Origin of the sequence: Allobosea massiliensis, from assembly GCF_042655245.1 — a bacterium.
Classification (GTDB): Bacteria; Pseudomonadota; Alphaproteobacteria; order Rhizobiales; family Beijerinckiaceae; genus Allobosea; species Allobosea massiliensis.
This window is the reverse complement of the sequence record NZ_JBHSLU010000092.1, coordinates 60514-82829: the sequence shown is the minus strand read 5'-3', so window position 1 is coordinate 82829 and position 22316 is coordinate 60514. Positions and strand designations below refer to the sequence as shown.

The following is a 22316-nucleotide window of genomic DNA, read 5'->3' as shown; positions in this document are numbered from 1 at the left end:
GCGGAGAACTCTGAACCTCTTGCTCTTCCATGCCGACCTCCTCTCCAGAGGGGTCAGTTCCTCATGGCGTCAGGGGGGCAGTTTGTCGTGGCGCCTGACATGGTGGCCCACAGAGACCCGGAAATGACCGTTACCAACCGGTTGCCGTAGACGGGTGCGTCATCGTCGGACCATGACATGTCGAAGCCGAGAATGCCGTCGCCATCGGTATGGTAGCGGACGTAGCGACTGTAGCGCCCCTGGTTGCCCGTAATGACGAAGAAGTCGTTGCGCACGACCTTGAAGTTGATGGTGTCGCCGCTGCCGACCATCTCCCGCAGGGTGGCCTCGTAGGTTGCTCGGACATTCGTCGCCGGGATCGCATTGAACCTGAGCTTGAACCGATTCCGAGGCTCTCGCATCTCCACGCCGAGATCCGTCCTGGTGGCTTGAAGGTCGAGGCCGATTGGGACCCAGAGCTGTCGCCCTCGGGTGGGATGCGGCACCCAGCGCATCCGCCAGCCGGCCAGCACCGACGATGCCGACGCAAGCATCTGGTCGATCTGGGGCTTCGTCAGAACGCCCGTAGGGGCCTCCCCACGCGACAACTGGTACTGTCGGGTCGCATCAAAGAGGCGCCGCGAGAACGTCACGTTCGGCACGGCAGGCCAGTGGCCGGCGCTGGTTAGGAAGATCTGGAGCCAGAGCCGCGTGTCTACCTGGAGGGCGTTGAAGCCCGCTTGCGCCGCGTTGAAATATGGGTCGTCGCCTCGTGTCTGGGCCGTCGCGGGCACGCTCAGGAGCGCCACCACCGCCAGTACGAACGCACGTCCACGCATCAACATTCTCCACCCCACAACCAAACCTGTATGAGGTGGCTGTGGGGTGGATATGTCAATGAGATGCGAGTGGTTGCCCTTGTATCGCGATGGTGGGCGCGGCTTGGTGGCGTCCCTGAGGCTGGCGAGAGGGAGACGCGGCCGGGCGGTGTAGCGCCTGACCGTTATAGGAAGACCGCCCCCATATGAGCCAAATTACCCCTTGGCCGCCTACGCGCCGCCAAACGCCAGATCGAGGTCGGCCGATACCTTTCGCATCGTTCCCCCGGCGTGCTCGACGCCGTTGAGAACATGAACCGCAAAGCGCGAATATGCCTCGTGGAGGAGTCGCGCGATCTCGGCGGTGGCTCTGACGGGCAGCGGCCGCCACCCCCGTCGGTCCCGGTAGCCAGCGTCGTGGTCCTGCCCATAGCGGTGCCGTGGAGGGTACGGACCTGCCTGACGATTTGGCCGTTCAAGCCACTATCAGTCGCGAAACGCCTTGGGTTATCCCTCTTTGCTGAGGGCCCGGCGGAGGCACTGTCTCGTCTGCGCGCGCACGCCCATGCAGCAAGCACCGGGTTCGCATCCGTAACGACCGCGACGTTCTAAAGCGCGTAGTTGACCGAGGCTGGTTGCCATTCGGCGTTCAGGGTCGAGCAGGCATCCTCCGACACCAGCAGGAGATCGCCCTTGTCGGTAACGCTGCCCGCCATGGGCTCGAGAGACGGGCCTGACGATACGTGCGGTACTGCCGAGCCCCCGGACGCTCTGATTGCAAAGGGGCGGGGAGGGCTCAGATGTCGCGCACGGCCTGGAGGCCGATGCGCAGCGCCGCGAGTGCGGCCGTCGCCGAGGCCAGCAGAGCCGCCCGCGCGTTGAGGATCTGGGTGCGGTTGAGCACCGTCACCAGCCGATTCATGTCGGCGGCATCCAGTTCCTCCAGCCGGCTGATCCGGCGCAGGCGTTGGCGGCTGGCGAGCCACCAAACATAGGACGAAGCGAGCGCGCAAAGGCCGATCACGCCATCGAGAACCACGATCAAGACGGGCAGGCTCCGTGCGTCATACGCGTTCGGGCACGCCGAAGGCACCGGCCGCGACGGGGTCGACGCCGAGTTGACGACAGATCTTCACCAGCGCCGACTGCTCCTCGACGATGTAATGGCCGTCCGCCTCGCCGATCAGCCGGCAGGTCTCGATCAGCGCCTGGGTGAAGCGTGACTTGCCCTGGAGCCGCCCGATCGTCGTCAGGGCGGTGCGCTCGCCGGTCGATGGGTCGATCTCGAAGCGCGCGGTGACGTGTTCGAACTCGGCCAGCAGTTCCATGCGGGAGCGATCGTCGACGAGGCCGAAGCGCGAGAGCGAGGCGGCCATGCTGTCATGCTCGGCCGGGCGCACGATGCCGTCGGCATAGGCCATGAGGGCGCAGGCGGCCGCGATCGTCTCGATCTGCAGGCTCGCCTCCTCGTCATGCCAGAGATCGAGATCGCGCTTGAGATCGGCCTGGGTGCGGTTGGGTCGGGTCGGCATGGCTCAGGCCCTCCAGTGGCGGGGATGGGATAGGGACGGGCGTCGGCGGCCCAGGAGGCGGTTGGCGAGACCGACGAGGCCCAGGATCAGGATCGCGCCGAGCGCCCAGACGATGATCACGATGATCTCGCTGGCATTGCCGAGGCCGCGGGCGGCCCAGGAGACCGTCTCGACGATCTCGGGCACGCCGGACACCATGTCTGCATTCGCCGCGGCCCAGTTGCTGGTCCAGTCGAGCAGGGCGTGGCCGCCCCAGGCGACGAGGCTCCAGAGCCCGAGGATGATGAGGCCGCCCAGCCAGATGAGGTTGCGCATCGTTCAGGCCCTCCTGCCGAAGCTGGAAGCCGGCGCGCCGTCGACCGCCCGGAGATGTCGGCGCAACTCGTCTATGTTCTTCAGGTTGGCGCGATAGAAGGCGTCGCCGAACCAGCCGACCACGGGGATGGCGCTGATCGCGAGGTCGATCCCAACGCGCCCCGCCATCCGGCAGACCGTCAGCGTCGGCAGCCCGTGGCGTCGCGCCTCCCAGACGAGATAGGCCGAGACGCCCTTGGCGACGACGGTGCCGATGCCGGGGATGACGTTCAGCAGCGCGTCCGCGCCGACGCGGACATTGGTGCCGGGAACGCGCACGGCCGCGTCGAGCAGCCTTGCGATGGCGTCGAGCCGTTCGAGGGTTTCGGCGCGCGAGCGGGCCGGATTGAGGTCGTAAGCAATCGACATGGCGTCGTGGCTCCCAAGATCGGAGCGCGAAAGCGCTCGTCAGGTGGAAGAGTCCGACATCGCAGCGTCGCTGCCAGAGGGGCCCGGACCCGGGTTCCACCGAGAGATTGGGAGCGAGATGGCATGCGTCAAGAGCGGATCTGGTGCAATAATTTTGCATGACGGTTCTTGACGTCGGCCAGGCTCGCTCCCACCTCGGGCGCACCCGCTGATCCGGGCCCCTCTGGCGAGCGCTGCCGGCGCGCTCGCGATGTCGGATCGTTTTCCGATGTCGCGTCCGGCTGATGGTCGATCATGGATTTCGCCTTCTTCGCCGCCGACTGGCTCGGCAAGCCCGCCTGGATGTGGCTGGCCTTCATCGGCATCGTCGCGGCCCTGCTCGCCTTCGATCTCGGCGTGCTCCACAAGGAGCACAGGCCGATCGAGGTCCGCGAAAGCCTCGTCCTTTCGGGCACCTATATCGGCCTGGGCCTCGCCTTCGGCGCCTGGGTCTGGTGGTATCTCGGCGCCGAGCCCGGCATGAACTACCTGACCGGCTTCGTCGTCGAGAAGACGCTGGCGCTCGACAACGTCTTCGTCATCGCGCTGATCTTCGCCTTCTTCGCCGTACCCGCGCATTACCAGCACCGCGTGCTGTTCTGGGGCATCCTCGGCGTCATCGTGCTGCGCGCGATCATGATCGGGCTCGGCGCGACGCTGGTCTCGCAGTTCGGCTGGGTGCTCTACATCTTCGCGGTCTTCTTGATCGTCACCGGCGTGAAGATGCTGGTGATGGGCGACAAGCCGCCCGCGCTCGAGAACAACGCCCTGATCCGGCTGATGCGGCGGCGCTTCAACGTCACCGACGAGCACCATGGCGAGCGCTTCTTCGTGAAGCAGCCCGATCCGGCGACCGGCAGGCCGGCCTGGTTCGTCACGCCGCTCTTCATGGCGCTGATCGCGATCGAGATCGCCGACCTGATCTTCGCGGTCGACTCGGTGCCGGCGATCTTCGCGATCACGACCGACCCGTTCATCGTCTACACCTCGAACATCTTCGCGATCCTCGGCCTGCGCGCGCTGTATTTCGCGCTGGCGGCCGTGATCGAGCGCTTCCGCTATCTCAAGCCGGCTCTCGCGATCGTGCTGGTCTTTATCGGCTCGAAGATCTTCATCGCCGACCTGCTCGGCTTGGAGAAGTTCCCGCCGGCCGTCTCGCTCGGCGTCACGCTCGGCATCATCGCGGCCGGCATCGTCTGGAGCCTGTTCAAGACGCGTGGCGGCAGCGCCCGGGCGGGGGCGGCCTGAGCCTCAGGCGCCGATCGCCCGCTTCAGGCCGCGGATCGCGGCTTCCGGCGTGGTCACGACGCGAAGCCCGGTCGCCGCCTCGATGGCGGGCCGGGCGCGGGCGAGCGAGAACTGCCCGAGGATCAGCGTGTCGATCCCTGAGAGCTTGGCGGCCGCCTTGGCCGCCAGCCGGTCATGGGTGGCGCCGTCGCCCCCCTTCAGGGCAGCAAGCGCACCCTCGACCATGACGCCAGTGACCTCGACGGGGCCACCCGCCATCTCGCGGATCTCTTGCGTGAGCGAGGGCAGGGAAGGGGCGAAGGTCACCATCAGACCGATCCGCCCGCCCAGCGCCAAGGCTTCGGCGAAGGCGGATTCGTTCGGCCGCAGCACCGGGATCGGCAGCGCCCGCTTCACCTCGTCGATGGCCGGCCCGAAGGCGGAGCAGGTGAAGAGGATGGCCCTGGCCGGTCCGCTGGTGGCTTCCGTCGCCGCCGCATAGCGCCCGAGCGTCAGGAAGCGCTCGGTCATCGCCTCATCGAGGCGCCCTCGCGCCGCGAGATCGGTGGCGAGCGAGGTGTCGAGCAGGTCGAAGGCCTTGGCCTCCGGCCAGTGCGCGGCGAAGGCGGCCCGCGCCGGCAGCACGGATTCCTCCAGCGCGTGAATGAGCGCGATGCGCGGGGCGGTGTCGGAGATAAGGGTCATCGGGTCGTCGACCTCGTCACGCGCTGACCAGTGTGCGGGCCTTCAGCACGGCCAGCAGACCTTCGTCGCGGCGCGCTTCCAGTTCGGCGATGCTGCGCCCCTGCGCCTCTTCGGCGACGCCGGCAACGATCTTCGCCTGCGTCTCGGCATCTAGCGAGGGATCGCCGAGCGACTGCCAGCGCCGCACCTGGCTGGGGCCCAGATGGGCGAGATAGCCGGCGATCCCGCCTTCGCCGCCGCCGAGATGATAGGTCATGTGCGGCCCCATCAGCGCCCAGCGCAGGCCCGGGCCGTTGCACAGCGCCGCGTCGATGTCGGCGACGCTCGCGACGCCCTGCTCGACCAGATAGACCGCTTCACGATAAAGCGCCGAAGCCAACCGATTGGCGATATGGCCGGGCATTTCGCGGTTGAGCACCACGGGCCGGCGCCCGAGCCCGCGATAGAAGGCGGCGGCCCGCTCGACGACGCCCTCATCCGCGCCGACCAGTTCGACCAGCGGCACCAGATGCGGCGGGTTGAAGGGATGGGCGACGACGACCCGCTCCGGTCTCGCGCAATCGGCGACGATGGCGCTGCGCACCAGCGCCGAGGTCGAACTGGCGATGATCGCGTCGGGCGGCAGAGCCGCATCGATCTGCGCGAGCAGCGCGCGCTTGACCGCCTCGTTCTCCGGCCCGTTCTCCTGGACGAAGCCGGCGCCGGCGAGCGCCTCTGCCAGATCGGTCGAGAAGGAGACGGCGCCGTTTCCCGTCAGGCCGAGTTCCGTCAGCTGGCTCCGCGCCCGCTCGACATGGCCGAGGAAGCGCTCCCGCGCTACCTCATGCGGGTCATAGGCGCTGACGGCCAGGCCATGGGCGCTGGCGAGCGCCGCCCAGCTCGCGCCGATCATGCCGGCGCCGACGATGGCGAGATGCTGGACGGGCTGGCTCATGACGGTCGGACCCTGGCGCTCACTCTGCCTTGATGCCGCTGGTCTTGATCAGATCGCCCCATTTGGCAATCTCGCTGTCGATGCGCGCGGCCGCTCCGGCGGGCGTGCTCGGCTTCGGCACCACGCCCTGCAGCGCCAGCGCCTCCTTGAGCTTCGGGCTCTGCAGGGCCTTGTTCAGCTCGGCGTTGAGCTTGTCGACGATCGGCTGCGGCGTGCCGGCCGGCGCCAGCATCCCGAACCAGGACGAGACTTCGAAGCCGGCGAGCCCCTGCGAGATCGCCGTCGGCGTCTCCGGCATGAAGGGCGAGACCTCGGTGCCCGTGGTGGCGATCGCCCGCAGCGTCCCGCCCTTCACATGCTGGAGCACGGCAGGAATGGTGTCGAACATGATCTTGACCTGGCCGGCGACCATGTCGGTCATGGCCGGGCCGGAACCGCGATAGGGCACCACCGGCATCTTGGTGCCGGCCTTGAGGTTGAAGAGTTCGCCGGAGAGATGCTGCGGCGAGCCCTGACCCGAGGAGGCGTAGGAGTACTCTTCGGGCTTCGCCTTGATCAGCGCGATCAGCTCGGGGACCGTCTTGGCGGACACCGAGGGGTGGACGACCAGCGCCAGCCCGACATTGCCGGCGAGCCCGACGGGCACGAGGTCCTTCTTCAGGTCGAAGCCCGGCTTGGCTTGCAGGCTCATATTGATCGAGTGGCTGGTCAGCGCTCCGAGCAGCAGCGTGTAGCCGTCCGGCTGCGCACGCGAGGCCGCCGCCGCCCCGACGCTGCCGCCGGCGCCCGCGCGGTTCTCGACAACCATGCGCTGACCGAGGCTGTTGGACATCTCTTCCGCCACGACGCGGCCGATGATGTCGGTGGCACCGCCCGGCGCATAGGGCACGACCAGCGTAATCGGCTTCTGCGGATAGGCCTGGGCGAAGGCGCTGCCGGGGAGGGCGAGCGACAGGCCGGCGATGAGGCAGACGAGATGGCGGCGGTCGAGCATGGGAGTGTCCTCCGAAAGGGGGTCGCAAAGGGCCGGTTGATCCGGTCTCGTCCGAGAAGCTTGGGCCGGGCTGGCCGGTCAGCAGAAATCGAAGTCGCAGCCTTCGTCCGCCTGCAGGACGGTGGTGAGGTAGAGATGGCGATAGCCGCGGCTCTCCTGAGTGAGATGGGCCGGCGGCTGCCACTCGCCCTTGCGCCGCTCCAGTTCGGCCTCGTCGACGAGCAGCGCGATCTCGCGCGCCTCGACGTCGAGCCGGATCAGATCGCCGTCGCGGACGAGTCCGAGCGGCCCGCCGACGGCCGATTCCGGCGTGATGTGTAGCACGATGGTGCCGAAGGCCGTCCCGCTCATGCGCGCGTCGGAGATGCGGACCATGTCCTTGACGCCGGCCTGGGCCAGCTTCTTCGGGATCGGGATATAGCCGGCCTCCGGCATGCCGGGCGCACCCTTCGGCCCGGCATTGGTCAGGACCAGCACGTCGTCGGCCTTCACGTCGAGCGCCGGATCGTCCATGCGCCGCACCATGTCCTCGACCGAGGCAAAGACCACTGCGCGGCCGGTATGCTTGAGCAGGGCGGGAGAGGCGGCCGAATGCTTGATCACCGCGCCGCCCGGCGCGAGATTGCCGCGCAGCACGGCCATGCCGCCGGTCGGCTTCACCGGGCTCGCGGCGCTGCGGATGATGGTCTGGTTCGGGATGTCCTCGGCCGCATCGGCGATCTCGCCGATCGTCCGCCCGTCGATGGTCGGCGCCGAGCGGTCGAGATGATCGCCCAGCTCCTTCATCAGCTTGGGCACGCCGCCGGCCCAGTGGAAATGCTCCATGTAGTGGTCGCCGGATGGCTTCAGGTCGATCAGCACCGGCACCTTTCGGCCGATGGCGTCGAACTCCTCGAGATCGATCGAGAGGCCGGCGCGCCGCGCGATGGCGGCCAGATGCACCAGCCCGTTGGTCGAGCCGCCGATCGCCTGCAGCACCGTCAGCGCGTTGCGGAAGGCCGTCTTCGTCAGCAGGTCGCTCGGCTTCGGCCCGCCCTTGGCGAGGCGCACCGCCTCGCGCCCGCTGGCTTCGGCGGCGCGAATGCGGTCGGCATGCGTGGCGGGGATGGTGCCCGAGCCGGGTAGCGCGATGCCGAGCGCCTCGACCAGGCAACCCATCGTGCTCGCCGTGCCCATCACCATGCAGGTGCCCTGGGTAGGCGCGAGGCGCCCGCTCAGAACCTCGATCTCGGCCTCGTCGATCTGTCCGGCGCGGTGCTGGCCCCAGAGGCGACGGCAATCGGTGCAGGCGCCGAGCACCTCGCCCTTGTGGTGGCCGACGAGCATCGGCCCCGTGATCAGCTGGATCGCCGGGACATCGGCGCTGACGGCGCCCATGAGCTGGGCCGGAACCGTCTTGTCGCAGCCGCCGATCAGCACGACCGAGTCGCAGGGCTGGGCGCGGATCATCTCCTCGGTGTCGATTGCCATCAGGTTGCGAAGGAACATCGAGGTCGGGTTGGCGAAGGATTCGTGGATGGAGATCGTCGGGAACTCCATCGGCAGGCCGCCCGCCAGCATCACGCCGCGCTTCACCGCCTCGATCAGCCGCGGCACGTTGCCATGGCAGGGATTGAAGTCGCTGAAGGTGTTGGTGATGCCGATGATCGGCCGGTCGAGCGCATCATCCGAGAAACCGGCGGCCTTGATGAAGGCCTTGCGCAGGAACAGCGAGAAGCCGGGATCGCCATAGGTCGCGAGATTGCGGCGCAGGCCGCGTGCCGCAGGAGCCGTGGATGGGGTATCGTCGTCGGAAGCGCTCATGTCGGCAGCTTTAGGGCTGTCGCCATCATTGTCAACAATCCTGGCAAAGGTTACGATCGGGCATGCCGGATACCGCTCTCAAGGCCCAGACCGCCGACCGCGTCCGCTCCGTCGCCGCCATGCTGGAGGAGGAGATCGTCCTCGGCTGGCTCCTGCCGCGCGAGCGCCTCGTCGAGGAGGAGCTCGCGGAACGGCTCGGGGTGAAGCGCCATGTCGTGCGCGAGGCGCTGGCGGAACTGGAGCGGGTCGGGCTGGTCGAGCGCATCCCCAACCGCGGCGCGGTGGTCCGGCTGCTCGACCCCGCCGAGGTCCGTCAGATCTATTCCGTCCGCGAGGTGTTGGAGACGCTCGCCGCCGAGCAGATTCCGCTGCCCATTGCACCGGACGTCCTGGGCCCGCTGCGCGCCTTGCAGCAGCTCCATGCCGAGGCGGTCGCGGCGGGCGATGCGCGGGGCGCCTTCCGGGCCAATATCCGCTTCCACGAGACGCTGTTTCGCGCCTGCGGCAACCCTCATCTGGTCGAACTGATCCAGGGGCTCGCCCAGAAGGTCCATGGCGCCCGCTCGATCACCGCCGCGAGCCCCGAGCATCTGGCGCTCGCGCGCGACGAGCATGCCGCGATGGTCGAGGCTCTGGCGGCGGGAGACCGCGGCCGTCTCGTCGCGCTCTGCCGCCAGCATCTCGGCCCCTCGCGCGATGCCTATATCGCGGCCGTCGAGACGCGTTTCGCCCGGCGGCCTTGATCCGCCGCAAGGCGGCGATGGTTCAGCGGGCCTAGCTCTGCCGGGCAGCAAAGGCCGTCCGGCCGCCGGATAGCCGCGAGCGGGAGAACGTCCATGACGATGGTCGACGAGAAGGCCGCCGTCCTGGAGCGAGCGGCGACGCCTGTGCCGCTCCACGCCCGCGACGACGTTCACCAGCACGCGCCTTTCGAGCCTCTGGCGGTCGCCCGCATCGCCGTCGCGGCGCTGGGAGCCGCGGCCGTGTGGTTCCGGGTCTACGAGCCCATCCCACAGGTCAGCGTGATCGGCCTTCTGGCGCTCGCCTTCAGCGTCTGGCCGGTGCTGCGGGAAGCCCTGGCCAATCTTCTCGCGCGTCGCATGACCATGGAACTCTCCATGCTCATCGCTATCGCCGCCGCCGCCGCGATCGCCGAGATCTTCACCGCGCTCGTCGTCACCCTCTTCGTCCTGGTCGCCGAGGAACTCGAACATCTGACGATCGCCCGCGGCCGCCGCGCGATCGGCGATCTCGTGGCCTTCATTCCGCGCGAGGCGCGCGCCCGGCGCGGCGACGGAACCGTGACAGTGTCCGTCGACGAGGTCGCGATCGGCGACATCGTGCTGGTCAATCCGGGCGAAAAGATCCCGGTCGACGGGGTCGTCACCGACGGTCACTCGATGGTCGACCAGTCGCGCATCACCGGCGAATCCATGCCTGTCGACAGAGCGGTGGGCGACGCCGTCTATGCCGGCTCGATCAATCATATGGGCGCGCTGGAGATCGCGGTCGAACGCATCGGGCGCGACACCAGCTACGGCCAGATCATCGAGGCGGTGGAGGCGGCCGAGCAGAGCCGGGCCCCGGTCCAGAAGCTCGCCGACCGGATGGCGGGCTACCTCGTCTATGCCGCCGCCTTTGCCGCCTTGATGACCTGGCTCATCACGCGCGACCTGCGCGACACGATCTCGGTCATCATCGTGGCCGGCGCCTGCGGCATCGCGGCGGGCACGCCGATCGCCATCCTCGGCGGCATCGGCCGCGCGGCGCGGCTCGGCGCGATCATCAAGGGCGGCATCCATCTCGAGACGCTGGGGCAGCTGGATACGCTGGTCCTCGACAAGACGGGCACGCTGACGCTCGGCCAGCCCGGTGTCGAGCAGATCCTGCCGGCTCCGGGCGTCGATCCGCTCGAACTGCTGCGGCTGACCGCAGCGGCGGAATTGCGCTCCGAGCATCCGCTGGCCCGCGCCGTCGTCGAGGAGGCGAGCGCGCGGGGTCTTTCGGTGCCGGAACCGTCTTCGGCCGAGTTCAAGCTGGCGCGCGGCATCACGGCCGTGGTCGAGGGCCGTGTCGTGCTGGTCGGCAATCGCCCGCTGCTCGCGGAGGCGGGCGTGGCGGTGCCGCCCCGCGACCACCCGGTCGTCGGCTCGGACATCGTCGTCGCGGCGGACGGGCGCTTCCTCGGCGAAATCATCGTCGCGGACGCCCTGCGACCCGAGGCTGCTGCTGCGATGGCGGCGCTGGCCGGCATCGGTGTCAGGACGCTTCTGTTCTCGGGAGATACGGCCGTGGTCGCGACGAGCGTCGCCCGCCAGATCGGCATTGCCGAGGCGGTCGGCGACATGCTGCCGCAGGACAAGCTGGTGCGGGTGCGCAAGCTCGTCGAGGAGGGGCGCGTCGTCGGCATGGTCGGTGACGGCGTCAACGACGCGCCGGCGCTCACGGCCGCCAGCCTTGGCATCGCCATGGGCGCGGGCACCGACATCGCCAAGGAGAGCGCCGACATCATCCTGATCGGCAACGACCTGCTCAAGCTCGTCGAGACGCTGCGGATCGCGAGACGGACGCGCCGCGTCATCTGGCAGAACTTCGCCGGAACGCTCATCGTCGACGCGGTCGGCATCGCGCTGGCGGCGACGGGGCATCTCGACCCGCTCATCGCGGCCTTCATCCATGTCGGCTCGGAGCTGCTCTTCCTCGCCAATGCAGCGCGGATGCTGCCGCGGGGCGAGGAGGAGCCGGCGCCGGTTGCGGCATCGGCCATACCCGCGACCTGAGGCCGGTCGGTCCGGCTCAGGCGGCGCTGACCATGGCGGCCTGGAGACGCGACACGTCGATCCGTGCCGTCAGCGGCAGATGGTCGGAGGCCTTCCTCGCCAGCGGCGTATCGTGGACCGCGAGTTCGGAGATCAGCCCGTCCGGCCAGGCCAGGATGCGGTCGAGGGGCAGCATCGGCCGGCGCGAGGGGAAGCTCGGCGGGTGCTTCATGTCGGCGAAATGCGGGACGAGCACATCAAGCGCAGAGCGGCGGCCGCGCCGCCATTCGTTGAAGTCGCCGAGCAGGATCGTCGGCATCGGCGTGAGCTCGAGGAAGGCGTGCAGCAGCGTCGTCGCCTGGTCGATGCGCGAGCGCCGCAGCAACCCCAGATGCGCCGCGATCACACGGAACCGCCCCTCACCGAGGTCGAGCTCCGCCACCACCGCGCCGCGCGGCTCGACGCCGGGCAGCTTCAGCCGGAAGCGCCGGTAGGAGAGGGGCTCGCCGCGCACCAGCAGGGCGTTGCCGTGCCAGCCATGGCCGTCGACCACATCCGATTGGACGAGCAGGTGCAGGCCCGTCTCGCGCAGGATGGCGGCGGGATCGAGAAGGCCCGTGCGCTGCCCGAAGCGCCGGTCGACCTCCTGCAGCGCCACCAGATCCGCGCCGATCTCGGCCAGCACGGAGACGATCCGGTCGGGACGTACGCGCCTGTCGGTGCCGCGGCATTTGTGGATGTTATAGGATGCGACCTTCACACGACCTCGCTCACAGATAGGGCATCAGCAACCGCGCCGCGGCATCGCGAATCTTGACGATCGGCCAGCGCGCGTCGATCTGCTCCAGTGTCACGGCCTCGCCCCGCTTGGCGTCGATCAGCGCTGCGATGCGACCCGCCAGCTCCGGGTCGTACAACTCCATGGTGATTTCGAAGTTCAGGCGCAGGCTGCGCGCATCCCAGTTGGCGCTGCCGATCAGGCTCCAGCCGTCGTCCACCGTCGCCAGCTTGGAATGGTCGAACGGGTCGGGCGAATGCCAGATCCGGCAGCCCGCCTTGAGCAGGGGGCGGATGTGGGCCTGCATCGCCCAGCCCATCAGGCGGTGGTTGTTGCGCCCGGGAATCACGATATGGACCTCGACCCCGCGCAGCGCGGCGAGTTGCAGGGCGGTGATGATCTGCTCGTCCGGCAGGAAATAGGGGGTCGCGATCCGCAGGCTGGAGGAGGCCGTGTTGATGGCCGCCAGCAGCACCAGCATCAGCTGGTCGACGCTCTGATCGGGGCCAGAGGAGATGACCCGGGCCGGGGCGCCCCCTTGGGGCGGGATCGCCGGGAACCAGGCTTCCCCATCCAGCGCCTCGCCGGTCGAGAAGGTCCAGTCGTCCTGGAAGCTCTCCATGACCTGGCGCACCACCGGCCCCTCGACGAGGAAATGCACGTCGCGTACCGGCTCGGCCGGCCGGTCGGCCAGGCAGTTCTCGCCGCCGATGTTCAGCCCGCCGATGAAGGCCCGGCAGCCGTCGATCACCAGGATCTTCTTGTGCAGGCGCAGGTCGAGCAGCGGCATCTTCCACGGCATCAGCGAATGCAGGTAGCGTGCCGCCGGCACGCCCTCGCGCCGCAGCGCATGATAGGCCCGCGAGAACAGGAATCCCCCGCCGAAGCCGTCGATCAGCACGCGCACGGCAACGCCGCGGCGATGCGCCGCCACCAGCGCCGCGACGAAGCGCAGGCCGCGCTCGTCGGTGCGGAAGATGAAGGTGGACAGCGCGACGCTCGTCGTGGCGGCCTCGATCGCGGCCAGCATCCGCGGATAGGCCTCGTCACCGCATTCGAGCACGGCGGAGACCGTGCCGGGCTCGGGGCGGGTGCGGGTAATGCGTCCCACCGCGCGCTGCAGGCTGCCCGTCGGGCCGGCCGCGACGGGGCTTCTCTGGCTGCGGGCGGCCTCCTCGGCGCCGCGCAGCCGCCGGGCCCGGCGCTTCACGCGGTTGATGCCGAAGCCGAAATAGAGCAGCGGCCCGAAAAAGGGCGACAGCCAGGCCAGCCCGATCCAGCCGATCGCCGCCGGCACGTCGCGCTTGCGCATCAGCGCATGGATCGTCACCGTCCCCGCCGTGGCGACATGGATCGCCGTCAGCAGCAGCGGGCCTTGGCTGGCGAGGCTGGAGATCAGCGCGGCGTCGTCCATTCCCGGCATCTACTATGAAGCCGCGCTCTTGGACATAAGCCAGAGCGTCGCTTGAAGCCGCCGCGCCTTCAGCGGACGCCCTTCTTGGTCGTATAGCTCGGCAACTCCACCGAATCGCGAGCGTTCCATGCCCAAGCTCTGCCAGTTCACCTCGCCGGCCGACGGCAAGCCGGTTTACGTCAATCCCGACCGGGTCAGTGTCGTCTACACCTTCAAGGGCGAGCCGCCGGATACGATCATCGCCTTCGGCAAGGACTTCATGCTCGGCGTCGCCGAAAGCCTCGAGGAAACGGTTGCCCGCCTTGAGGCCGCGACGGCGGCGCCGCCCTCGATCGGTTGATCCGGTTCCGGCTCAACCCGCCATCGGGCGCGCGTGCGGAGGCACGTCGCTGCGGTCGAACACGTCCGGGAAGCGCTCCGCCAGCCGGGGCAGGGCGCTCAGGATCTCGCGCAGATGGGTGCGCATCGCCGCCTCCGCCCGCTCGGGATCGCGCGCCTTGATGGCGTCGAGAATGGCCTCGTGCTGGGCGATCAGCAGCGCCAGCGGCGAGGCGTCCGGCAGGCTGAGATAGCGCACCCGGTCGGTCTGGGCGCGCGCGCTCTCGACCACGCGCAGCGCCGGGTCGCATTCGACGCAGTCGGCGATCGCGCGGTGAAACGCCTCGTCCAACGCGTAGAAGCGGCTCGAGTCGCCGGCCTCCGCCGCCAGCTTCTGCTCGGCGACCAGCTGCTCGATCCGCGCCACGCCGGCGGGATCGATCAGTTCGGCGGCGCTGCGCACCAGCGCGCATTCGATCGCCTCGCGCACGAAGCGGGCGTTGAGCACCTCCCGCACCGAGATCTTGACGACATAGGTGCCCCGGCTCGGCAGCACCTGCAGCAGGCCGGCCTCGGCCAGCTTGATGAACGCCTCGCGCACGGGCTGGCGGCTGACGCCGTAGCGCAGCGCGACCTCCTTCTCCGACAGGGCCTCGCCGGGCTTCAGGCGCATCTCGATGATCGCCTGCCGCAGGATCTGGATGATCTGCGGGACGATGGGGTCCGCCAGCTTCAGCGCAACAGGGCCGTTCATCCGTCTTGCCTTCTCCGACGCTCCGGCTATCATACCGGTATGGTGCCATACTTCAATGCGTCCCGAGACGCAGGAAGCACCGCAGGGAGGCTATCAGATGTTCACCGTCAACCGGCGCACGCTGTGCGCGATCGCGCTCGCAGCCGGCGTCATGGCGCTTCCGGCCGCGGCCCAGGCCCAGGCCCAGCTCAACGTCAACACCGCGCTCACCCGGGACGACCCGCTCTACAAAGGGCTGGAGCGGTTCCGCGACCGCGTCGCCGAGCGTTCCAAGAACCAGCTCACCATCCGCATCTTCCCGGGTTCGCAGCTCGGCAAGGACGAGGACGTGCTGGAGCAGGCGCGCGCCGGCGCCAATGTCGCCGTCGTGGTCGATGGCGGCCGTCTCGCCGTCTTCGTCAAGGAGTTCGGTGTTCTCAGCGCGCCCTATCTCGCCGACGGTTTCCAGGGCGTGCGCAAGGTCGTGACCTCGCCGCTCTTCGAGACCTGGGTCGCCAAGTTGAGGACGACGTCGGGCCATCAGGTCCTGTCGTTCAACTGGTGGCAGGGCGACCGTCATCTGATCACCAACAAGCCGGTCACGGTCCCGGCCGACCTCGCGGGCATCCGCATGCGCACGCCGGGCGCGCCGGTCTGGATGGAGACTATCCGCGCCATGGGCGCGACGCCGACGCCGATGGGCTGGGGCGAGGTCTACCCGGCCATGCAGCAGAAGGTCATCGACGCGGTCGAGGCGCAGCACCCCGCCACCGTCGGCTCGAAGCTCTACGAGGTTGCCAAGCACGTCACCAAGACGAGCCATTTCAACCTGATCACCGGGATCGTCACCAGCGCTGCCTGGTTCGACAAGCTCACCCCCGAGCTGCAGAAAATCCTGCGCGAGGAATCGCTGGCTGCCGGTGATTACGCCTCCAAGCTGACCGAGGACTCGCTCGTCGGTTTCGAGGAGACCATGAAGAAGAACGGCATGACCATCGCCGAGGTCGACAAGAAGCCCTTCATCGACGCGACCCAGGGGGTCTACGAGAAGCTCGGCTACAGCGACCTGCGCGCCGAGGTTCTGAAGATCCTGAAATAACAGGGCCCGAGCGGTCCTCTGCCAATCCGGCGGCGCGCGCCCAGCGCGCCGCCGCCCTTCCGCGCGCATCGATCGGGCCCCGCCGCCATGTCGCAATTTCTGATTTCGGCCGAGTTTCTCGTGGCCAAGCTGCTTCTGGCGGCGATCGTCGTTCTCGTCTTCATAGCCGCCCTGGGGCGCACCTTCGGCTACCCGCTGATCTGGTCGATCGACGTGGCGCAGCTGCTCTTCATCTGGGTCTGCTTTCTCGGCGCCAACCGCGCCATGCGGCTCAAGGCCCATATCGGCGTCGATCTGTTCGTCCGGAAGCTGCCGCGCACGCCGCGCTGGCTCGTCGAGATCGCACTCGCGCTGCTGGCCCTGGCCTTCCTCATTGCGCTCGCCGTCTCGGGCTATCGGCTGACGATCCTGAATTGGCAGCGCGTCTATGGCGACAGCGGCATCTCCTATGCCTGGGTCACCGCGGCGGTGCCAGTCGGCGCCGCGCTGCTGGCCGTCACCATCGCGGTCAATCTGGTCCATGCGCTGCGGACACGCTCGCTGGTCTTCTATGCCGATCGGAGCCTCGACCGCTCCGACAGCCAGCTCGGGTGAGGCCCAAACCATGCTGACACTTTGGGGTCTCTTCTTCCTGCTGATGTTCCTCGGTCTGCCGGTGGCGCTGGCCATCGGCATGTCCGGCTTTTCCTTCTTCGTCCTCTCGGGCTCGATCCCGCTTGGCATCGGCGTCCAGCAGATCGCTACCGCCTCGCAGAGCTTCCCGCTGCTGGCCGTGCCCTTCTTCGTGCTGGCCGGGCACATGATGAACAAGACCGGCATCACGCACCGGTTGATCGCCTGCTCCAACGTGCTGGTCTCCTGGATGGCGGGCGGGCTCGCCCAGGTCTGCATCCTGCTCTCGACGCTGATGGGCGGCGTCTCCGGCTCGGCCGTGGCCGACGCCGCCATGGAGGCGCGCATCCTCGGCCCGGACATGATCCGCCGGGGCTATTCGAAGGGCTTCACCTGCGCCGCGATCGCGGTCGGTTCGCTGATCACGGCGACGATCCCGCCGAGCCTGGGCCTGATCCTCTACGGCTTCGTCGGCAACGTCTCGATCGGGCGTCTCTTCCTGGCGGGCGTCATCCCCGGTCTGCTGATGATGGCCGCCCTGATGACCGTCGTCTGGCTCGTCGCCCGCAAGCGCGGCTACCATTCCGCCACGAAGGAACTGCCGAGCGGCCGGGCGGTCTGGCGCGCCGTGGTCGACGCCAAATGGGCACTGCTGTTCCCGCTCGCGCTGCTGTTCGGCATCCGCGCCGGCATCTTCACCCCCTCCGAGATCGGGGCCTTCGCGGTCGTCTACGCGGTCGTCGTCGGCGTTTTCCTGCACAAGGAACTGACCTTCGAGAGCTTCATGGAAGCGCTCGGCGAAGGCGTGCTCGATGTCGGCGTGATCATGCTGATCATCCTGCTGTCCGGCATGGTCGGCTACGCACTGATCTTCGAGCAGGCCCCGCAGGAGGTCGCCGAATGGATGCTGGGCCTGTCCCAGAACCCGCTGGTGATCGTGGTGCTGATCCTGGTCTCGCTGCTGATTGCAGGCTGCTTCGTCGAAAGCACGGTGCTCGTGCTGCTGCTGACGCCGATCTTCGTGCCGATCATCACCAAGCTCGGCGTCGACCCGGTGCATTTCGGCATCCTGATGATGTCGATCGTGACGCTCGGCTCGATGACGCCGCCGGTCGGCGTGGCGATGTACACGGTCTGCTCGATCCTCGATTGTTCGATCGAGGAGTACTTCGTCGAATCGCTGCCCTTTATCGCCGCGATCCTCGCCGTGGTGTTCTTCCTCGCCCTGTTCCCGGGCGTCGTGCTGTTCCTCCCCAACCTCCTGATGTGATCCGAGATCGATTCGATGAAACAGACCTGGCGCTGGTTCGGCCCCGACGACGCCGTCACCCTCGCCGCCGCCCGCCAGGCCGGCGCGAGCGGCATCGTCACCGCGCTCCACCACATCCCCTATGGCGAAGTCTGGAGCGTCGCCGAGATCGAGAAGCGCAAGGCAGAGATCGCGGCGCCCGGCTTCGGCCTCGACTGGTCGGTGGTGGAAAGCCTGCCGATCCATGAGCGGGTCAAGCTGGGGGAGGGCGATCTCGAGCCGATCTTCGCCAATTACCGGCAGTCGATGGCGAATCTCGCCGCCTGCGGCCTGAAGACGATCTGCTACAACTTCATGCCGGTGCTGGACTGGACGCGCACCGAACTCGACCATCCGCTTCCGGCCGGTGCGCGAGCGCTGCGCTTCAACGCCCATGAGTATCTGGCCTTCGACTGGCTGATCCTGGAGCGTTCCGGTGCGGGGGAGGGCCAGTCTCCGGAGCTGCTTGCCAGGGCGAAGGCCTGGTTCGACGCCTCGACGCAGGCCGACCGCGACCGCCTGCTCGCCAACATCATGGCGGGCCTGCCGGGCGCTTATGACCGCTACGACGTGCCGGCCTTGCGCGGCATGCTGGCGCGCTATGCCGGCATCGACGCCGACGGTCTGCGCGCGAACTTCGCTCGCTTCCTGCGGGCCGTGGTCCCCGCCGCGCAGGAACTCGGCATCCGCCTCTGCGTGCATCCGGACGACCCGCCGCGCCCGCTCTTCGGCCTGCCGCGCATCGTCTCGACGCAGGCCGACATCGAGGCCGTGCTCGGCATGGTCGATCTGCCGGCCAACGGGCTGACGCTCTGCTCCGGGTCGCTGGGCGCGCATCCGGACAATGACGTGCCCGCGATCGCCCGCCGCTTCGCCGACCGGATCTGGTTCGCGCATCTGCGCAATGTCGCCAAGGATCCGGACGGTTCCTTCATGGAGGCGGAGCATCTCGGCGGCGACACCGACATGGTCGCGCTGATCGCCGCCCTGCTCGACGAGGAGGCGCGGCGCAAGGCCGAGGGGCGCGCCGACTGGGAAATCCCGATGCGGCCGGACCATGGCCACGAGATCCTCGATGACATCGGGCGTGGCAGTTTCCCTGGCTATCCGGCGATCGGGCGCCTGCGCGGTCTGGCGGAGCTGCGGGGCGTCATGACGGCGCTGGCGCACACGCCGGCCGCATCGCGGCCTGGCTGAACCGGCTCTCGTGGCGTCCTAGCGAGGGCGCCACGGCTCGCCCTGTCAGAGAACCTCGCGCACGCGCAGCAGGGTCGAATCCATATGCAGGCCGATGATGCGGCTGAGTTCTGCCGCATCGCGCTTGAGCAGGGCCGCCATCATCTCCTCGTGCTCGGCGACCGCGCCGGCCCATTTCACCGGCCCCTCATTGCCGACGAAGCGCAGGCGCTTGATCCGCGACTGCAACGTGCCGTGCATCTCCATCAGCACCGCGTTGCCCGAGGCCGCGACGATGGCGCTGTGGATGGCCTGGTTGAGCTTGAAATATTCGAGCCGGTTGCGCGTCTCGTAAAGCGCCAGCATCTGCCTGTGAAGGGCATGGATCCCCTCGATCGTCGCGTCGGAGGCCGTCTCGCAGGCCATGCGGCCGGCGAGCTGTTCGAGTGTCTTCAGCACCTCCAGCACATCCGCGAGATCGCGGGCCGAGAAGCGCCGCACGATCGCCCCCTTGGCGGGGAGGATCTCGACCAGCCCTTCGCTGGCGAGCGTCTTGATCGCCTCGCGCAGGGGCGTGCGCGAGACGCCGAGCTGGGCGCCCACCAGCCCCTCATTGATGCGCTGGCCGGGTTCCAGCCGCCCCTCGATGATCATGTCGCGGACCCGTTCGAGCACCTCGTCATGGAGCGTGCGTCGCGTGATCCGGGGGTAGTCGATTGCAGGCTCGCTCATCGCGGTGTCACCGATCCTGTCTTTCCGCCGGTTACGGCATGGGAACCGGATGCTGTCAAACGCCGGGGCCGGTTTCGGCGGCGAAGAGTGCGTCCTGGCGCCGGCGCATCGCCAGCAGGCCGGAGCTGCCGTCGATCTCGACATCGCCGAGGCGGATCGCCTCGCCCGCCTTGACCGCGCGCACGAGGCGTCGGTCGGCGGCGAGATAGAAGGGCGCCGGCCGGTCCTCCGCCAGTGGCGCGGCCGGGCGGACCTCGGCGCCGACATCCGCGATGCTGTGGTGGTGTCCGCCCATCGTCAGCACCGTCCCGGCCGGAAGATCGGCCTGCGCCACGGCCACCAGATCCTGCCGCGGCCGGTAATCCTCGCCATAGCCCGAACGCCCCAGGCCGGCGGCATCCAGGACCGAGGTCGCGACCTCGACGCCGAGCAGATGCCGCGGCAGATAGAGCATCGCCGTCTTGCCCGAGCGCGAAACGACATGGCCCTTGCCGGCGAGCATCTCCCAGGTCTCGGCATTGTCACAGGTCACGGCGATGAAGACGCCGCCCGCGAAGCTCGCCTCTTCGGCCAGCCGCAGATGGTGGAAGACGTCGATGCGCCGTAGGCCGGCCATCAGCCCGCCCTGGCTTCGCAGGGCAAACAGATCCGCCAGCTCCGGAATCCGCGCCGGCGGCGCATGAAAGTCAGGCCGGTCGGCCTGGAAGCCGAGCGCATTGGCGACCAGCGTCATCTCGCAGAGATCGGGAACGGCCCGCAGCGGGAAGGCCTGACCCAGGATCCGCGCCCGCGCGGCGGCGGCCTCGGCCGGCGATCCGCCGCCCAGCCAATGGTCGCGCAGCGCCGGGAGCGCGTGCGTCACGCCATTGCAGGTCACGGCGCCGGTGCCGGGGTCGAAGACGAAGTCGTACTCGCTGGACTTGCCGATGGCGATGATCTCAAGGCCGAGCACCTCCGCCCAGCTCGCCAGCCCGATGAGCAGGCTCGGCTGGTCGCCATCGACCGGTGTCACCACGACCCCGGCGTCGCGCGCGAGCCGGGCTAGGCCCGGCCCGACGACGCTGTCGGCCTCCTTCGAAACCAGCGCGACATGGCGCTTGGCCTCGATCGCCAGCAGGCTGTGGCGGGTCGCGGCCTCCGGGCTGCCCGTCGCCTCGGCAAGAAGCTGGAAGGGGAGGGCGATGACCGTCTCGAGCCGCCCCGCGGCGACGCAGCGACCGGCTTCCCAGGCGGCCCGGGCCTCGGCCGGCGTCTCGCAGAGCGCGATGTCGTGCTTGTCGCAGCCCGCCGCCGCGAAGGCACGACCGGCCGCTTCCGCGGTCACATCGACCGCGATGCGCGCATTCACAAGCGGGATCTTGCGGGCCTGGGCGAGATAGCTCCGGCCGAAGCCGCCGCTGCCGACGAGGCAGGTCTCGATCGGCTGCCGGATGCCGGCGTAATGGTCGTGAAAATTCATCGGCTCCTCCCGGGCGGCTCTTCGATCTCGGCGACCACCTCGCACCGCAGTCCTACCGCAATCTAGATATGCTGCATACAGCATACTTGTGAGGGCGAGATGGCTGTGTTAGCCAGAGGCCATGACGACCCGTGAGGCAGGGACAGGGAGCCGGGAGATGGACGAGCGCATGACGGCCGAACTGCCGGTGATCGCGGTGGCGATGGGCGACCCCTCGGGCATCAGCCCCGAGCTGACCGCGCGCATTCTGGCCGAGCCCGACCTGCGTGGCGCGGCGCGCTATGTCGTCTTCGGCGATGCGCGGCTTCTCGCCCTCGGCATCGCCGATTCGGGCGTCGATCCGCAGGTCCGCGTGGTCCGCGACGGCGAACCGCTGCCACTCGGCGAACGCCCCGTCTTCATCGATCTCGGCAATCACGACCCTGCTGCCTTGCAGCGCGGCAAGGCGACGCTCGCCGGCGGCAAGGCTGCGACCGAGAATTTCCGTCGCGCTCTGCAGTTTGCCGCGGCCGGGGAGGCCGATGCGGTTTTCTTCACGCCCTTCAACAAGGCGGCGATGCGCTTCGCCTATCCGGGCTATGACGACGAGATTCGGTTTGTGCGCGACGCCATCGGCTTCGATGGGCCGGCGAGCGAGTTCAACATCCTCGGCAAGCTCTGGAATGCGCGCGTCACCTCGCACATCCCGCTCTCGGAGGTCGCCGCCAACATCACCCAGGAGCGCATCCTGCGGGCGCTGTCGCTGGCGGACGCCAATCTGCGCGCTGCCGGCTTCGAGCCGCCGCGAATCGCGGTCGCGGGCATCAATCCTCATGCCGGCGACGGCGGCAATTTCGGACGCGACGAGATCGACACGATCGAGCCGGCCGTGCAGGCCGCCAAGGCCAAGGGTTTTACCGTCGAGGGGCCTTTTCCCTCCGATACGGTCTTCCTGCGCGCCCGCAACGGCGATTTCGACGCCGTGCTGACGATGTATCACGACCAAGGCCAGATCGCGATGAAGCTGATCGGCTTCGACAGCGGCGTCACCCTGATCGGCGGCTTCCCCTTCCCGATCTGCACGCCCGCCCATGGCACGGCCTATGAGATCGCCGGCAAGGGCATCGCCAATCTCGGCGCCACGCGCGCCGCGCTCGGCCTCGCCATCAAGATGGCGCAGGACGGCAAGGCGAGGGCCAAGGCCGCCGCCTGACA

General features: G+C 68.5%; 24 protein-coding genes. 9 read left to right on the top strand and 15 right to left on the bottom strand.

Annotated elements, in window-relative coordinates:
• Positions 1-53: 53 nt before the first annotated feature.
• The 6 genes from ACFPN9_RS24860 to ACFPN9_RS24835 all read right to left on the bottom strand — a co-directional run bounded on the left by ACFPN9_RS24860 (position 54) and on the right by ACFPN9_RS24835 (position 3348).
• Positions 54-818 (bottom strand): hypothetical protein, encoded by a 765-nt coding sequence (locus ACFPN9_RS24860; RefSeq protein WP_377817806.1) that lies wholly within the window; start codon positions 816-818, stop codon positions 54-56.
• Positions 819-1593: 775 nt separating this feature from the next.
• The gene (locus ACFPN9_RS24855) at positions 1594-1842 is read right to left on the bottom strand and encodes a hypothetical protein (protein WP_066724356.1); all 249 of its coding nucleotides are present in this window, start codon (positions 1840-1842) and stop codon (positions 1594-1596) included.
• 19 nt (positions 1843-1861) lie between these two features.
• Positions 1862-2329: a TerB family tellurite resistance protein gene (locus ACFPN9_RS24850; protein WP_066724353.1), complete on the bottom strand. Its 468-nt coding sequence runs from the start codon at positions 2327-2329 to the stop codon at positions 1862-1864.
• Between the two features lie 3 nt (positions 2330-2332).
• Positions 2333-2644: a hypothetical protein gene (locus ACFPN9_RS24845; protein ID WP_066724350.1), complete on the bottom strand. Its 312-nt coding sequence runs from the start codon at positions 2642-2644 to the stop codon at positions 2333-2335.
• Between the two features lie 3 nt (positions 2645-2647).
• Positions 2648-3052, bottom strand: a complete 405-nt coding sequence (locus ACFPN9_RS24840) for a DUF4112 domain-containing protein (protein ID WP_082735104.1) — start codon at positions 3050-3052, stop codon at positions 2648-2650.
• A gap of 128 nt (positions 3053-3180) precedes the next feature.
• Positions 3181-3348, bottom strand: a complete 168-nt coding sequence (locus ACFPN9_RS24835; protein WP_156446637.1) for a hypothetical protein — start codon at positions 3346-3348, stop codon at positions 3181-3183.
• Here ACFPN9_RS24835 and ACFPN9_RS24830 point away from each other — a divergent pair.
• Complete coding sequence (locus tag ACFPN9_RS24830; RefSeq protein ID WP_066724348.1) at positions 3347-4339, top strand: TerC family protein; 993 nt, start codon at positions 3347-3349, stop codon at positions 4337-4339. The two genes, ACFPN9_RS24835 and ACFPN9_RS24830, sit on opposite strands and share 2 nt — an antisense overlap.
• 3 nt (positions 4340-4342) lie before the next feature.
• Here the strand turns inward: ACFPN9_RS24830 and ACFPN9_RS24825 are convergent, their stop codons facing one another.
• From ACFPN9_RS24825 to ACFPN9_RS24810, 4 genes are all read right to left on the bottom strand, one after another.
• Positions 4343-5023 carry an aspartate/glutamate racemase family protein gene (locus ACFPN9_RS24825; protein WP_066724346.1) on the bottom strand — a complete coding sequence of 227 codons (681 nt, stop codon included), beginning with the start codon at positions 5021-5023 and terminating at the stop codon, positions 4343-4345.
• Positions 5024-5039: 16 nt separating this feature from the next.
• Positions 5040-5957, bottom strand: coding sequence for a 3-hydroxyacyl-CoA dehydrogenase NAD-binding domain-containing protein (locus ACFPN9_RS24820; protein WP_066724344.1), 918 nt, complete (start codon positions 5955-5957; stop codon positions 5040-5042).
• A gap of 19 nt (positions 5958-5976) precedes the next feature.
• Positions 5977-6951, bottom strand: coding sequence for a Bug family tripartite tricarboxylate transporter substrate binding protein (locus ACFPN9_RS24815; RefSeq protein ID WP_066724336.1), 975 nt, complete (start codon positions 6949-6951; stop codon positions 5977-5979).
• Between the two features lie 78 nt (positions 6952-7029).
• Positions 7030-8754, bottom strand: coding sequence for an IlvD/Edd family dehydratase (locus ACFPN9_RS24810; RefSeq protein ID WP_066724334.1), 1725 nt, complete (start codon positions 8752-8754; stop codon positions 7030-7032).
• Positions 8755-8816: 62 nt separating this feature from the next.
• Here ACFPN9_RS24810 and ACFPN9_RS24805 point away from each other — a divergent pair, with 62 nt between their 5' ends.
• Together ACFPN9_RS24805 and ACFPN9_RS24800 are read left to right on the top strand one after the other, a co-directional pair.
• Positions 8817-9497 carry a GntR family transcriptional regulator gene (locus ACFPN9_RS24805; RefSeq protein WP_066724332.1) on the top strand — a complete coding sequence of 227 codons (681 nt, stop codon included), beginning with the start codon at positions 8817-8819 and terminating at the stop codon, positions 9495-9497.
• 93 nt (positions 9498-9590) lie between these two features.
• Entirely contained in the window at positions 9591-11534 is a 1944-nt protein-coding gene (locus ACFPN9_RS24800; protein ID WP_082735103.1) for a heavy metal translocating P-type ATPase, read from the top strand.
• A 16-nt stretch (positions 11535-11550) separates the two neighbouring features.
• Here ACFPN9_RS24800 and ACFPN9_RS24795 read toward each other — a convergent pair whose 3' ends face one another.
• Both ACFPN9_RS24795 and ACFPN9_RS24790 read right to left on the bottom strand, forming a co-directional pair.
• Positions 11551-12273, bottom strand: a complete 723-nt coding sequence (locus ACFPN9_RS24795) for an endonuclease/exonuclease/phosphatase family protein (RefSeq protein ID WP_066724330.1) — start codon at positions 12271-12273, stop codon at positions 11551-11553.
• A gap of 10 nt (positions 12274-12283) precedes the next feature.
• On the bottom strand, positions 12284-13705 hold the full coding sequence (locus tag ACFPN9_RS24790; protein WP_156449891.1) for a phospholipase D-like domain-containing protein: 1422 nt from the start codon (positions 13703-13705) through the stop codon (positions 12284-12286).
• Between the two features lie 127 nt (positions 13706-13832).
• Between ACFPN9_RS24790 and ACFPN9_RS24785 the strand changes: the two genes are divergently transcribed.
• Positions 13833-14045, top strand: coding sequence for a hypothetical protein (locus ACFPN9_RS24785; RefSeq protein WP_066725044.1), 213 nt, complete (start codon positions 13833-13835; stop codon positions 14043-14045).
• A 12-nt stretch (positions 14046-14057) separates the two neighbouring features.
• Here ACFPN9_RS24785 and ACFPN9_RS24780 read toward each other — a convergent pair whose 3' ends face one another.
• Positions 14058-14777, bottom strand: a complete 720-nt coding sequence (locus tag ACFPN9_RS24780; RefSeq protein WP_066725042.1) for a GntR family transcriptional regulator — start codon at positions 14775-14777, stop codon at positions 14058-14060.
• A gap of 97 nt (positions 14778-14874) precedes the next feature.
• On the opposite strand from ACFPN9_RS24780, the gene ACFPN9_RS24775 reads away from it, so the two are divergent.
• From ACFPN9_RS24775 to uxuA, 4 genes are all read left to right on the top strand, one after another.
• Complete coding sequence (locus ACFPN9_RS24775; protein WP_066725046.1) at positions 14875-15855, top strand: C4-dicarboxylate TRAP transporter substrate-binding protein; 981 nt, start codon at positions 14875-14877, stop codon at positions 15853-15855.
• Between the two features lie 87 nt (positions 15856-15942).
• The gene (locus ACFPN9_RS24770; RefSeq protein WP_066725041.1) at positions 15943-16449 is read left to right on the top strand and encodes a TRAP transporter small permease; all 507 of its coding nucleotides are present in this window, start codon (positions 15943-15945) and stop codon (positions 16447-16449) included.
• A 10-nt stretch (positions 16450-16459) separates the two neighbouring features.
• Positions 16460-17737 (top strand): TRAP transporter large permease, encoded by a 1278-nt coding sequence (locus ACFPN9_RS24765; protein WP_066725038.1) that lies wholly within the window; start codon positions 16460-16462, stop codon positions 17735-17737.
• A gap of 15 nt (positions 17738-17752) precedes the next feature.
• Positions 17753-18952 (top strand): mannonate dehydratase, encoded by a 1200-nt coding sequence (uxuA, locus tag ACFPN9_RS24760; RefSeq protein ID WP_066725035.1) that lies wholly within the window; start codon positions 17753-17755, stop codon positions 18950-18952.
• Positions 18953-18997: 45 nt separating this feature from the next.
• Here uxuA and ACFPN9_RS24755 read toward each other — a convergent pair whose 3' ends face one another.
• Complete coding sequence (locus ACFPN9_RS24755) at positions 18998-19663, bottom strand: GntR family transcriptional regulator (RefSeq protein ID WP_066725033.1); 666 nt, start codon at positions 19661-19663, stop codon at positions 18998-19000.
• A gap of 55 nt (positions 19664-19718) precedes the next feature.
• On the bottom strand, positions 19719-21122 hold the full coding sequence (locus tag ACFPN9_RS24750; RefSeq protein ID WP_067254961.1) for a flagellar biosynthesis protein FlgA: 1404 nt from the start codon (positions 21120-21122) through the stop codon (positions 19719-19721).
• A 157-nt stretch (positions 21123-21279) separates the two neighbouring features.
• Between ACFPN9_RS24750 and ACFPN9_RS24745 the strand changes: the two genes are divergently transcribed.
• Positions 21280-22314, top strand: coding sequence for a 4-hydroxythreonine-4-phosphate dehydrogenase PdxA (locus tag ACFPN9_RS24745; RefSeq protein ID WP_245282492.1), 1035 nt, complete (start codon positions 21280-21282; stop codon positions 22312-22314).
• Positions 22315-22316: the final 2 nt, after the last annotated feature.